The 12,462-nt window shown below is 37.1% G+C and carries 14 protein-coding genes and 1 riboswitch; of the genes, 12 read left to right on the top strand and 2 right to left on the bottom strand.

Annotation, left to right across the window (positions count from 1 at the left end):
* The first annotated feature begins 54 nt into the window (after positions 1-54).
* From J7W16_RS05100 to arfA, 6 genes are all read left to right on the top strand, one after another.
* On the top strand, positions 55-810 hold the full coding sequence (locus tag J7W16_RS05100; protein WP_210596141.1) for a class I SAM-dependent methyltransferase: 756 nt from the start codon (positions 55-57) through the stop codon (positions 808-810).
* A gap of 49 nt (positions 811-859) precedes the next feature.
* Complete coding sequence (locus tag J7W16_RS05105; protein WP_210596142.1) at positions 860-1,081, top strand: hypothetical protein; 222 nt, start codon at positions 860-862, stop codon at positions 1,079-1,081.
* Positions 1,082-1,142: 61 nt separating this feature from the next.
* Entirely contained in the window at positions 1,143-1,520 is a 378-nt protein-coding gene (locus tag J7W16_RS05110; RefSeq protein ID WP_210596143.1) for a hypothetical protein, read from the top strand.
* A 221-nt stretch (positions 1,521-1,741) separates the two neighbouring features.
* Complete coding sequence (locus J7W16_RS05115; protein WP_210596144.1) at positions 1,742-2,557, top strand: undecaprenyl-diphosphate phosphatase; 816 nt, start codon at positions 1,742-1,744, stop codon at positions 2,555-2,557.
* Between the two features lie 188 nt (positions 2,558-2,745).
* Positions 2,746-3,735: a LacI family DNA-binding transcriptional regulator gene (locus tag J7W16_RS05120; RefSeq protein ID WP_210596145.1), complete on the top strand. Its 990-nt coding sequence runs from the start codon at positions 2,746-2,748 to the stop codon at positions 3,733-3,735.
* 251 nt (positions 3,736-3,986) lie between these two features.
* Positions 3,987-5,489, top strand: a complete 1,503-nt coding sequence (gene arfA, locus J7W16_RS05125; protein ID WP_210596146.1) for an arabinosylfuranosidase ArfA — start codon at positions 3,987-3,989, stop codon at positions 5,487-5,489.
* Positions 5,490-5,567: 78 nt separating this feature from the next.
* Here the strand turns inward: arfA and J7W16_RS05130 are convergent, their stop codons facing one another.
* Entirely contained in the window at positions 5,568-6,266 is a 699-nt protein-coding gene (locus J7W16_RS05130) for a DUF421 domain-containing protein (RefSeq protein WP_210596147.1), read from the bottom strand.
* Positions 6,267-6,452: 186 nt separating this feature from the next.
* On the opposite strand from J7W16_RS05130, the gene J7W16_RS05135 reads away from it, so the two are divergent.
* The 6 genes from J7W16_RS05135 (at position 6,453) to J7W16_RS05160 (ending at position 11,828) form a co-directional block, all read left to right on the top strand.
* The gene (locus J7W16_RS05135; RefSeq protein WP_210596148.1) at positions 6,453-7,283 is read left to right on the top strand and encodes a halocarboxylic acid dehydrogenase DehI family protein; all 831 of its coding nucleotides are present in this window, start codon (positions 6,453-6,455) and stop codon (positions 7,281-7,283) included.
* Positions 7,284-7,442: 159 nt separating this feature from the next.
* Positions 7,443-7,591: riboswitch (FMN riboswitch) on the top strand.
* A gap of 169 nt (positions 7,592-7,760) precedes the next feature.
* Positions 7,761-8,846 carry a bifunctional diaminohydroxyphosphoribosylaminopyrimidine deaminase/5-amino-6-(5-phosphoribosylamino)uracil reductase RibD gene (gene ribD, locus J7W16_RS05140; protein ID WP_210596149.1) on the top strand — a complete coding sequence of 362 codons (1,086 nt, stop codon included), beginning with the start codon at positions 7,761-7,763 and terminating at the stop codon, positions 8,844-8,846.
* Complete coding sequence (gene ribE, locus J7W16_RS05145; protein ID WP_210596150.1) at positions 8,847-9,503, top strand: riboflavin synthase; 657 nt, start codon at positions 8,847-8,849, stop codon at positions 9,501-9,503.
* Positions 9,504-9,523: 20 nt separating this feature from the next.
* Complete coding sequence (locus J7W16_RS05150) at positions 9,524-10,747, top strand: bifunctional 3,4-dihydroxy-2-butanone-4-phosphate synthase/GTP cyclohydrolase II (protein WP_246879860.1); 1,224 nt, start codon at positions 9,524-9,526, stop codon at positions 10,745-10,747.
* A gap of 29 nt (positions 10,748-10,776) precedes the next feature.
* On the top strand, positions 10,777-11,247 hold the full coding sequence (ribH, locus tag J7W16_RS05155) for a 6,7-dimethyl-8-ribityllumazine synthase (RefSeq protein WP_210596151.1): 471 nt from the start codon (positions 10,777-10,779) through the stop codon (positions 11,245-11,247).
* Between the two features lie 221 nt (positions 11,248-11,468).
* Positions 11,469-11,828, top strand: a complete 360-nt coding sequence (locus J7W16_RS05160) for a GNAT family N-acetyltransferase (RefSeq protein WP_210596152.1) — start codon at positions 11,469-11,471, stop codon at positions 11,826-11,828.
* Here the strand turns inward: J7W16_RS05160 and J7W16_RS05165 are convergent.
* A complete protein-coding gene (locus tag J7W16_RS05165; protein ID WP_210596153.1) occupies positions 11,825-12,349 on the bottom strand; it encodes a DUF309 domain-containing protein in 525 nt (174 codons plus the stop codon). The two genes, J7W16_RS05160 and J7W16_RS05165, sit on opposite strands and share 4 nt — an antisense overlap.
* Positions 12,350-12,462 lie beyond the last annotated feature (113 nt).

A 12,462-nucleotide genomic window follows, 5' to 3' on the forward strand; every position in this document is an offset into this window, starting at 1 on the left:
TTATTTCACCCCATTTCTGTCCCTAACAAAAATCCCACTAGTGGAGGAGATAGGATGAACTGGAATGCTGAATTGTATGATAGTAAGCTCGGGTTTGTTTCAAGTTATGGGGAAGAAGTTCTAGGTTTATTGCAGCCTATGCCAGAGGAGAGGATACTTGATTTAGGATGCGGTACGGGAGATCTAACATATGAAATAGCGAAAAGTGGTGCAAAAGTTATTGGTATTGATTCATCTCTTGAGATGATTAGTAAGGCAAGACAGAAATACCCTCAACTGTCCTTTTATCAAGAATTTGCTGAAACTTTTCGTTCAGATCAGCCGTTTGATGCAGTATTTTCTAATGCTGCTCTGCATTGGATGAAAGATGCTGGAGCTGTATGTCAATCAGTTGCCCTTTCTCTTAGGCATGGTGGACGATTTGTCGCTGAATTTGGCGGTGAGCAGAATGTTGCTACGATCATCAAGGCGATTATCGAAACGTTAGATGAGGAAACTAAGATAAACGGAAATGAGCGTAACCCTTGGTTTTTTCCAAGTATCGGTGAGTACAGCACTCTTTTAGAAAAAGAAGGATTTTTAGTTAAATACGCCGTTCATTTTGATCGTCCAACTGAATTACAAGAGGAGTCAATGGGGTTAAATCATTGGTTGAATAGCTTTGCTGGACATTTTTTTGTGGGAATTGAGCAAGATGAGAAGGACCGATTGATCAAAAAAGTAAAAGAAAAAACGAAACCTTCCTTGTTCAAAAACGGACAATGGGTAGCTGACTATAAACGAATTAGAATTCTTGCAATTAAAAGATAAGGTAGCCGTAAAGATAACAGAGGGAATTTTTTGTGATCAGGGGTAGTATATGAGGAAAATAAACGATCGAAAAATACTTATTTTTAATCTGTTAACATATATTATGTGTTTAGGACTCTTCCTCTTCATTGTTTTCTTTTCAGACCATTTGAGAGAATTTAGAGTATTTTCTATCTGGGTCATTATTGCGATTACTCTCTTTATTCTTGCAGTTATCCAGAGCTATCGGTTATGGAAGGTGAAAAAGAAACAGAGTGAATTGGACAAATAGTCATGTTGATCTAGGTTGTTGAATACCTTCTAAAAAGATACATTATTGAGGAGGTATTTCTATGGCCAAGAAAAAGAAAAAGAATTTATCGAAGGAGACGGCAAAAACAACTAAATCGACCTTTGGTAGAGATATTACGATCTTCTTTCTTTTCTGTGCTCTGTTTTTTGTTGCAATGATTACTTTTGCAACGATTCAGCAAAGGAGTAATCTTGAGGCAAACATTGCTGCTACTCTAGAAGCATCAGAAGTAAAATTTGACTATGTTGGAACAGAATCCGCACCTCAGCTTAGAAAAATCTATTTAATAGAAGCAGAAGGATCGGAGTATATTGCTACAGTTGCTCAAAATAACAGAACGGTTCTAGACATATTTAATATTGAAGAACATCCTACTATTGTAGAAACATTTCAAAGGGACTATCATTTGAATTGGTAATTAAAGCTACTTTACAAGATTTTATACAATTTTTTATACCTATTTACTAATGACTATGCTACATTTAAAAAATAGTTTAGGGTACATAGTGAGAAGCTAATCGAATAACTTAGTTTCTTGCTACTCAAATCATCTCTAACTTAGTCGTTAGGGATGTTTTTATTAGTGCTATACATAGTAGTAAGAGAGATTATTAAATTGGATAGGTGGAGATAAGTCAGATGGAAGAGATTTATTTATTATTAAAATATTTGTTGTTAGGTCTATTTCAAGGTTTAACTGAGCCAATACCTATATCTTCAAGTGGTCATCTCGTATTGTTACAACATTTTATTGGGATTAATGTCGAAGGGTTATCGCTTGAATTAATTGTTAATTTTGCTTCATTATTGGCTGTACTCCTTATTTATCGTCAATCTGTTCTTGAATTGACAAAAGGAACACTGCGTTATGTTGTAACTAGGAAAAAGGAAGATCAAGCTGATTTTCGTTTTGTTCTCTACCTAGTACTCGCTACTATTCCAGCGGGTGTAATTGGTGTATTGTTCGGTGATGTGATTTCAGACTATTTAACTGGATTGACAGTTATTGGAGTCACTTTAGTTGTAACGGGAATTGCTCTTTGGACAATTCGAAATTTAAAGGGGCGAAAAAACGATGCAGAATTAAGAGCTAAAGACGCTGTTATTATTGGTTTAGCTCAAGCGGTTGCCCTTATTCCGGGAATTAGTCGCTCAGGTGCAACAATCGTCGCAGCAATGGGACTTGGAATGAAGCAGGAAACAGCTTTGAAATTTTCATTCCTTCTATACATCCCCATTAGTGTTGGTGGTACAATCTTAGGATTTTCTGATTTTATAAATTTACCTAATGTTAGTGAGTTGTTAATACCATACATAATTGCATTTATTGGCTCATTAGTTGCGTCATATTTTTCACTTAAATGGTTTATGGGAATTATGGCACGAGGTAATCTAATTTATTTTGCGATTTATTGTTTTGTTGTTGGTTCAGCAGTGATTATTTATAGTTTATAAGCAGGTATATTACTAAATGAGTGATGTGAGTGTTGACTTCGTTGCTGCTACTTTTTTATCAAAGGACCTTTGGAGTGGATCCACCGCTCTGAAAGGTCCTTTTGTAGTGACCTCGAATATATTGCCAGTTGCTATTAAATTTAGTATGTTAAAATCAACATTATTGATCATTTAAGAAAGGAGGAACTATGAAAGCTACGATAAAAGAAATTGCGCGTATTTGTGGAGTATCTTCAGGTACTGTTGACCGTGCATTGAATAATCGTCCTGGGATAAGTGAAAAAACAAAGAAGAAAATTGTGGAAGTAGCTAAAGAATTAAATTATCAGCCCGATTTCACTGCTAGAAGCTTAGTTATGGGAAGAACGATGACGATTGGGATTGTCTTGTTTGATCTTTATAACCGTTCATTTGCTCAATTAATGAATGCGATTGAAGCAAATGCAAGAAAACGAGGATACTTTGTCTATATTACACTTACTGATAAAAATCCTGAAAGTGAAAAGAAGTGCATTGAGTACTTAATCAATAGAAAAGTAGATGGTATTATTTTATTTTCAGTGAATCAAGGTGAAGCGTTCAGCCAGTACTTAAGACAATTTAAAACTCCAATCATCACTATATTTAATTACGTGTCTGATCATTTTGAATACATTGGTATAAAAGAACGCGAAGCAATGAAGAATGCAGTTGAACATATGGTGAAAAAGAAGTACAAACGATTTATTTATATAAGTCCGCCATTAGCGTTTCAAGGCAAATCCAATATATATACCCAAGAAGAAAGATTAAAGGGATTTCTAGAAGGATTAACGGCAGGCAATATTACAATCGCTCCGGAAATTATAAAGGATAAGAATTATATTGATATATTATCTTTGATGGAGCTAAAGACAACTGATCAGACTGCAATTGTTTGCTCCTGTGATCTATATGCTCTAGAAGTGATGAACTATTTAAAATCAATTGGACTTCATATTCCAAAGGATGTTGGGGTATTTGGATTTGATGATATAGACATGCTTAAATACATCTCACCAAGACTAACAACGGTTCAGTACCCGATAGAAGAAATAGGAGAAATGGCGATAACTAGTATGATACAAAGGATTGAACAAGGAAGCTTCCTTCATATACCATTATTAGATTATAAAATGATTGAAGGGGAATCTATCTGAACTTGCAATAAGGATTGACGGATTATTTTATAAATGCTATTGTGTACGTACACGGAAAGAGGATAATATATATTTAACCTATTCTCTTTTTACTTTTTCAATGAAATGAAAGCGTTTTAGAAAAGATGTGATTCTAGTTATTAGAATCAAGAATAAGAGGTGGGAATAACGTAAAAAGATTACAGGTGAGTTCATAGTTCATCGACTATTCTAAAAAACGTGCACGTACACGGAGGAGAGGAAGAGTAATTATGACATTGAAGGCTAAAATGACTGTTGATAAAGAATATAAAATAGGGAAAATTGATGATCGTATATATGGTTCGTTTATTGAACATTTAGGGAGAGCGGTGTATGAAGGGATCTATGAACCCGACCATCCAACTGCGGATGCCCAAGGATTTCGTCAAGATGTAATTGAGCTTGTCAAGGAGTTGAAGGTTCCATTAGTAAGGTATCCTGGAGGGAATTTTCTCTCTGGCTATAACTGGGAGGATGGCGTTGGTCCAGTTGCTGATCGACCAAGACGTTTGGATCTTGCCTGGAGAACAACAGAGACTAACCAAATTGGGACTAATGAATTTATGGACTGGGCTAAGAAAATCAATGCAGAAGTAAATATGGCTGTCAATTTAGGGACAAGAGGAATTGATGCTGCCAGAAATTTAGTTGAGTATTGTAACCATACTTCAGGCTCTTATTGGAGTGATCTACGAATTTCGCACGGATATAAGGATCCACATAATATTAAGACTTGGTGCTTAGGAAACGAGATGGATGGTCCATGGCAAATTGGTCATAAAACAGCTACTGAATACGGTCGTCTGGCTGCGGAAACGGCGAAAGCGATGAAGTGGGTCGATTCTTCGATTGAACTAGTTGCATGCGGTAGTTCAAATCGACATATGCCAACATTTGCCGAATGGGAAGCAACGGTGCTTGATCATACATATGATCATGTTGACTATATTTCCTTGCATACGTATTATGGAAACCGCGATAATGATTTAGGGAATTACCTAGCTCAATCGCTTGATATGGATCAATTCATTTACTCTGTCATCTCAACTGCTGATTATATTAAAGCAAAGAAGCGTAGCAAGAAAACCATAAATCTATCATTTGATGAGTGGAATGTATGGTTCCATTCTAATGAGGCTGATAAGAAGATTGAACCTTGGTCAATTGCACCTCCACAGCTTGAGGATATTTATACATTTGAAGATGCCTTGCTTGTTGGTAGCATGTTAATTTCGATGCTAAAGCGTGCGGACAGAGTTAAGATTGCTTGCTTGGCTCAACTTGTTAATGTTATAGCTCCAATTATGACAGAAAAGGGTGGAGAAGCTTGGAAGCAATCAATATTCTATCCGTACATGCATGCATCTGTCTTTGGGCGCGGTGAAGCAATCCATGCTGTCGTTTCATCACCTAAGTATGACAGTAAAGACTTTACAGATGTTCCGTATTTAGATACAGTTGTGGTCCACGATGAAGAAAGTGAAGCATTAACAATATTTGCGGTGAATCGCCATCAAAGTGAATCATTATTACTTGAATGTGATTTCCGTAGCTATGAAGGCTATCAAGTCGTTGAGCATATTGTTCTTGAGAATGCGGATGTCAAAGCAACGAATCAAGTGAAGCGTGATAATGTTGTTCCACATTCTAATGGAACAGCCAAGGCAGATCAAGGTGCTCTAACAGCAGAGCTATCAAAGCTATCTTGGAATGTGATTAGATTAGCTAAATAAAGGAATAAGTAGGGGCAAACATTGGGAATCCGTTGTTTGCCTCCTTTTTATTAACTTTTTATTAAATGCGGTTTTAAGTTAATGCATCATATTATCATCTTTATTATCAATATAAAGAGTTCCATCCTTTTGAACTTCAGCATAGAACACTTCAGATATCGTTTTTACCCCAGCAAGGTCAAGTTGTTGCTTGAGCCAATCCTCATTAAGATTTAACCTAGTAAGATTGTTCGTATTAATAACTCCATCGGAAATGACTTCTGCTGAAGTTGGAAAGGTAGAAATCGTTTTGAGAATACTTAAATCTTCTTTTGTTACTGGTTGTTTTTCTTGTTTTTTCATAACTGAAAGCTTTCCACTCGTTTCGAAGAAGGCATAATCTACATCTTGAATCGAAAAAGCATTATTTTGTCGAAGTAATGAATTTAATGAGTCAATATCTAGACGAGTAGAGCGAAGAGCATCTTCCATAACTTTTCCTTCTTTAATAAGGATAATTGGTTCACCTGTAGTTAGTTTCCGTACTTTCTTAAATTTAATATCAATATACCCCATTGCTAGTGTGAAAATGGCCCAAACAACTAAGGCAATAACTCCATTTCGGATACTTAAATTTGAACTTATTGCTAAATTAGCGGCAATTGAACCAATAGCAATAGCTGAAACAAAATTAAAAAAAGTCATCTGACTGATTTCTTTTCTACTCATTGTTCTGGCTAGGATAAATAAGACTCCAAATGTTAGTGCCAATCTAATAAATAGATCTGACAATTCCATGTTAATATCAACCTTTCTAAAGTACTTTATTTATTTCTACTATTGGCTAAATAGGAAAGAAATATTACGATCACATTTGTTCTGATGAAACACTGATTAATTTATTTAGTAATTGAGTATATTTTGGGTTGAATATTCATAATTAATTAGCTAGGTGTTCATAGTCGTGTAAAAGGTGGGAATAGGATGCAATACGGAATTCCTGAGATTTTTGAATATGAAGCAGAAGGTGTAGTGCGAGATCTTTACCGTGACATTAAGTATGTGTTAAAAGTGCCGATCGTTAATTTTATTTTTCGGGCCCTTGCTAACTATCCAGATTTTCTAATGATTGGTTGGGAACAGGTTAGAGCAAATATGCTATCAATTAATAGTGAGTCAGCGGCAACACAATTAAGGTTTCCTGACCTTACAGCAGCAAATGCATATAATCAATTTAGGGAATTCTATGATGAAAATACCCTTAATCAAATTAAAAATATTATTAAAACGTTTCAGTATGTTAATCCGAAGTTATTACTTATTGCTAGTGCCTGGTCAGAAAGCTTAGGAAACCGTCCTATTGTATCAGGTATGAAAGATCATGGAACCATTAAACCTGGGGTTCTTGATATGCTTCCTCAAATTAACCTCATCCATATTCCCCATGCCTCTTGCTATGTTCAACAGCTATTGCAAGACATAGCAAAGCATCATCAATCATTTGATGTGGCTAGTGACTATAGAGCTCTAGCTAATTTCCCGGATTTTTTGACACTATCATGGAGTTATTTAAAACCATATCTTGATACAGATGAATACACGGTTATGTCAGGAAGATTATTGAAACAGAGTATTACATTAGCACATGAGAATATGCCGTATCCAGTAACATTAAACACAGATCAGCTTTCAACAATCTATTCACCCGCTGAGATTTCAGGAATTATGGGATTGGTACTATTATTTCAAAGGTTTTTACCTGGATTAATTGTAGAAGTCGAATATATGAGAAGATTAATAGAAAAGCCTCTTTAACAAAAAATGAAGATCTTTAGCTATTGATTTTTGCAAAATACTAGTTAAATCATATGGACACCGAGTTAATTTTCTTGATTAAATGAAATTTAAGTGATAAGATTCGATTAATTAAGGGGCAATTTTTAACAAGTCTTTGTGAAAATGTCCCAACAATTAAATATCCTTCGGGGCCGGGTGGAAATCCCGACCGGCGGTGATGAGGTTATAATGACTTCAAAGTCCGTGACCCTCTTCTAGTAATAGGGGAGGCTGACCTGGTGCAACTCCAGGACCGACAGTGAAAGTCTGGATGGGAGAAGGAAAGAAAGACAGTAAAGGTGGATCTTTTTAAAAAATCCCCTTGAATAAAAGGGAGTAGTCTGCCGTTTTGTTAGCTGTTTAACGTCTAATAGACGTTTATTTCGTGATCTCTACATATCAAAGGCCCTTGCGTAATGCTTGGGGCCTTTTTCTTTTTGATTGGAGCGGATAACAATGAATGATATTGAGTATATGTCACTTGCCTTGAAGCTTGCTGAAAGTACTAGAGGTCAAACCTCGCCGAATCCAATGGTCGGATCTGTTGTCGTCAATAATGGTGCAATTGTTGGTATGGGTGCCCACCTAAAAGCGGGCGAAGGTCACGCAGAGGTTCATGCCTTAACAATGGCTGGTGATAAAGCAAAGGGTGGAACGATTTATGTGACGTTAGAACCATGTAGTCATTTTGGTAAAACCCCACCTTGTGCTGACTTAATCATTGAACATGGTCTGAAGCGAGTTGTCATTGCCACAGTAGATTCTAATCCTGCAGTCTCAGGTCGCGGCATTGAAAAGCTGAAAAAAGCTGGTATTGAAGTAGTTACCGGTGTGTGTAAAAAGGAATCTGATCAATTAAATGAAGCCTTTTTCCATTTCATAAAGAACGAGACCCCTTTTGTAACATTGAAGTCAGCTACAACACTAGATGGAAAAATAGCAACTACATCAGGACAAAGCAAATGGATTACTGGAGAGGAAGCTCGTCTAGATGCTCATACATATAGACACTCCCATGATGCCATTCTAGTAGGTATTGGAACCGTGTTAGCAGATAACCCATCGTTAACAACAAGGCTACCTCAAGGTGGAATCAATCCAGTACGAGTCTTGCTGGACAGATCACTTCGTATTCCTATTACGTCTAAGCTTGTCCAAGATAAAGAAGCACCGACCTGGATCTTTACGACAGAGCAAGGATCTAATGAAAAAAAGTTGGAGCTAGAAGAATTAGGGATGGTCATTATCACTTTAGCTAATTTCTCGATTCAATCTGTTTTAAAAGAGCTAGGAAAACGAGGAATTATGTCTGTTTTCGTAGAAGGTGGAGCTCAAATTAGTGGTAGTTTCTTGAAAGAAAAAGCTGTAAACCAAGTGATCACCTATATTGCTCCAAAGCTGTTCGGTGGTCAGGCTGCTCCTACTGCTTTTGGTGGAGAAGGAGTGCGTAAGGTGGAGGATGCTCTAGAGCTTGAGATAGTAAGTGTCGCAACAATTGGTAAAGATATAAAAATTGTATCGTATCCAAAGGAGGGGAAGTAGATGTTTACAGGTATTATTGAAGAGATTGGAACGATCGAAGACGTTCGGCAAACAGGTGACGCAATGGTTATGAAAATTAATGCAAAAACGATTCTAACTGACGTCCATTTAGGTGATAGTATTTCGGTGAACGGTGTATGTTTAACGGTTACTGGGTTTACATCTACTGCTTTCTCCGTAGATATTATGCCTGAGACAGTATATGCAACGAGTCTTAAAGGACTTGGCCGAGGTTCGCACGTGAATTTAGAGCGTGCGATGGGGGCGAAAGGGAGATTTGGCGGTCATTTTGTTTCAGGGCATGTTGATGGGATCGGAAGAATCTTATCAAAAAAGCCGGAGCACAATGCCGTCTATTATCGAATTGGTGTCGAACCCTCTCTGCGTCATTACATGATTGAAAAAGGATCTGTTTCTGTTGATGGCACAAGTTTAACAATCTTTGCTGTGGATGAAGAAAGTTTTACCATTTCGATCATTCCTCATACGTTAACTGAAACCATTATTGGTTCTAAGGGCACAGGAGATATCGTTAACATTGAATGTGATATGGTTGGGAAATATATTGAACAATTTATTTCACGTCGTTTTGATTCAAAGGAAAATAAGAATGCATCCTTATCTGCAAGCTTTCTTGAGGAGCATGGCTATAAATAAATTGATTAGGTGGTGAAGAGATGGAGAAAGATCAAAAAGGTATATTTGATCCAATAGAAGATGCAATTAAGGAGTTAATGGAAGGGAAGGTCGTCATCGTATGTGATGATGAGGATCGTGAAAACGAAGGAGATTTTATTGCGGTTTCGGAACTAACAACACCAGAGGTAATTAATTTCATGGTTACGCATGGTCGCGGACTTGTGTGTGTCCCGATTACTGAAGAGCGTGCAATTGAACTTGATCTAATGGCGATGGTTGATTATAATACTGATTCGCATGGGACAGCATTTACGGTTAGTGTTGACCATCATACATCAACAACAGGAATTTCAGCGCAAGAGCGTGCAACAACAGTTCGGGCATTAGTTGATGAGAAGGCTCAAAAACAGCATTTCAAAAGACCAGGACATATTTTCCCGCTTGTTGCAAAAAAAGGTGGAGTGCTTCGTCGTGCTGGTCACACTGAGGCTGCTGTTGACCTAGCTCGGTTAGCAGGCTCGAAACCATCAGGTGTCATTTGTGAGATTATGAATGCGGATGGAACTATGGCTCGAGTGCCAGAACTTAGAAAGATTGCTGATGAACATAATCTTAAGATGATCACGATTAAAGACCTAATTCGTTATCGTACTCGTAAGGATAAATTAGTTAAAAAGGAAATTGAGATCAAGCTCCCGACTGATTTTGGCGACTTCAAGGCAATTGGTTATACAGATATTTTGGAAGGGAAAGAAAGTGTTGCTTTAATGAAAGGGGATGTTGTTGAAGGTGAACCTACTCTTGTTCGTGTTCACTCTGAATGCTTAACAGGTGATGTGTTCGGTTCTCACCGCTGTGATTGTGGTCCGCAACTCCATGCAGCACTTGCCCAGATCGAAAAAGAAGGAAATGGAATTTTACTTTATATGCGTCAAGAAGGCCGTGGGATCGGGCTGATGAATAAGCTAAAAGCTTATAAATTGCAAGAAGAAGGCTATGATACAGTAGAGGCAAATGAAAAATTAGGGTTTGCTGCTGATTTAAGAGATTATGGCATTGGTGCACAAATTTTACGTGATCTTGGCGTTCAAAAAATGCGACTCCTAACAAATAATCCTCGTAAGATTACTGGATTATCAGGTTATGATCTTGAGATTGTTGAACGTGTGCCTTTACAATTACCGCATAACGATGATAATGAAAAATACTTAAAAACAAAATCTGCAAAGCTTGGTCATATGCTTCACTTTAAAGGTGAGTAATAAGAGAGAATCTAAGGAGGAATTATAGTATGGGACAGGTATTCGAAGGACATTTAGTAGCAACTGGGTTAAAGGTAGGTATAGTGGTAGGACGATTTAATGAATTTATTACGAGTAAGCTTCTAGGTGGAGCGGAAGACGCTCTAAAACGCCATGGCATGAACGAAGCTGATATTGATGTGGCATGGGTACCGGGGGCATTTGAAATTCCTTTTGCTGCAAAGAAGATGTTAGATACAGGTAAATACGATGCTGTCATTACACTAGGAACAGTAATTAGAGGGGCAACTCCTCATTTTGATTTTGTTTGTAATGAGGTAGCAAAGGGTGTTGGTGCACTTGCTCTTTCTTCTGGTAAGCCAGTGATTTTTGGAGTACTTACAACAGATACGATTGAACAGGCTGTTGAACGCGCTGGAACAAAAGCAGGTAACAAAGGTTGGGATGCTGCAACAGCTGCTATCGAAATGGCCAATCTTGGGCGTAGTTTTGAAAAGTAAGCTCGACATTATCTGAAAAAGTGATTACGAAGATCATTGATCTTTGTAATCACTTTTTTCTTTGAACAATTCAAATAAGAATCTGCATAATATGTAATTAAGATGTAATAAAGTAAAAATGACAAAAAAAGAAGGATTCAATTAAATTATGTTAAAATAGTGGTAAATAAGGTGATTGATATTACTTCTTTTTTTAGAAGTTTAGGATGTGAGAGGTTATCATGCTAATACCATATAAGAATAGTAATCAGAAGATTGCGATGGGCTTATTATCGTTGATGCCGAAAGAAAAGGATTTAACAGTCTTACAGGAAACAATCGCACGGTATGAAACAGACCCAGATTGGAAGCTCTATCTATGGAAAGAAGTAGACTTTGTTGGTGTCATTGGTGTAAACATTGAAGCAGGCGAAGCAAAACTACAACATGTTTGTGTTAATCCTTCTTTTAGAAAAGAGGGTATTGGCAAGAAAATGCTTGATCAACTGAAGCTAACCTTACCTTGTGAATTGAAACCGACGAAAGCTACAGAAAACTTTTTACTTGCATGTGGAGAAGCTGAAGAAGAGAAGAGCGATTAATCGCTCTTCTCTTCTTTTTGTTGCTTGCGAATAAGAATTTGATTAAACCGCTCCTGGATGACTTCAGTGCGATCTCTTTTTATATGTTTATGCAAGATCTCATCAGGTACTTTTTTGACGGAATCGTCCCACTCTAGCCCTAATTGCCTGCAACGCCTTTTACATTCTTGTACTAGCTCATCATTCATTGGTAAGCGAATATCATCATAAAATTGATTTATTTGTTGAAGTGTCTTTAATTGCTGTATAAGGATCTGAACATTGAGCCCGAGCGTAGTTATTTCAATAGAATACCTCTCAATGATCATTGAAGCTTTTTGGTACATCCGTTTGGCACCTTGAATGTTACCTCTTCGATGATGGTATAACCCCACTGCAATTTGAATGAGGCCGACCCAATGCCTTTTTCTAGCATGACGGGGTTGATCTTTCCAATATTCCTCTAAAACTTCGTGGCATTCAAAATAATCACGTTGAACATGAAAGTAAATTAAATAATCTAGATAAGATTTAGGATACATAGAGAACTCCTTTTTTTAGTCTCAGTACGTAGTCTACCACATCTTTCTAGTTTCTACCTTAATTTTAGAGACGAAGACACGTTCCCCTAAAGGAGAGATTGTGGTATAATCTC

This window comes from Halalkalibacter suaedae (assembly GCF_017939705.1).
GTDB classification, from domain to species: Bacteria; Bacillota; Bacilli; order Bacillales; family Bacillaceae_D; genus Halalkalibacter; species Halalkalibacter suaedae.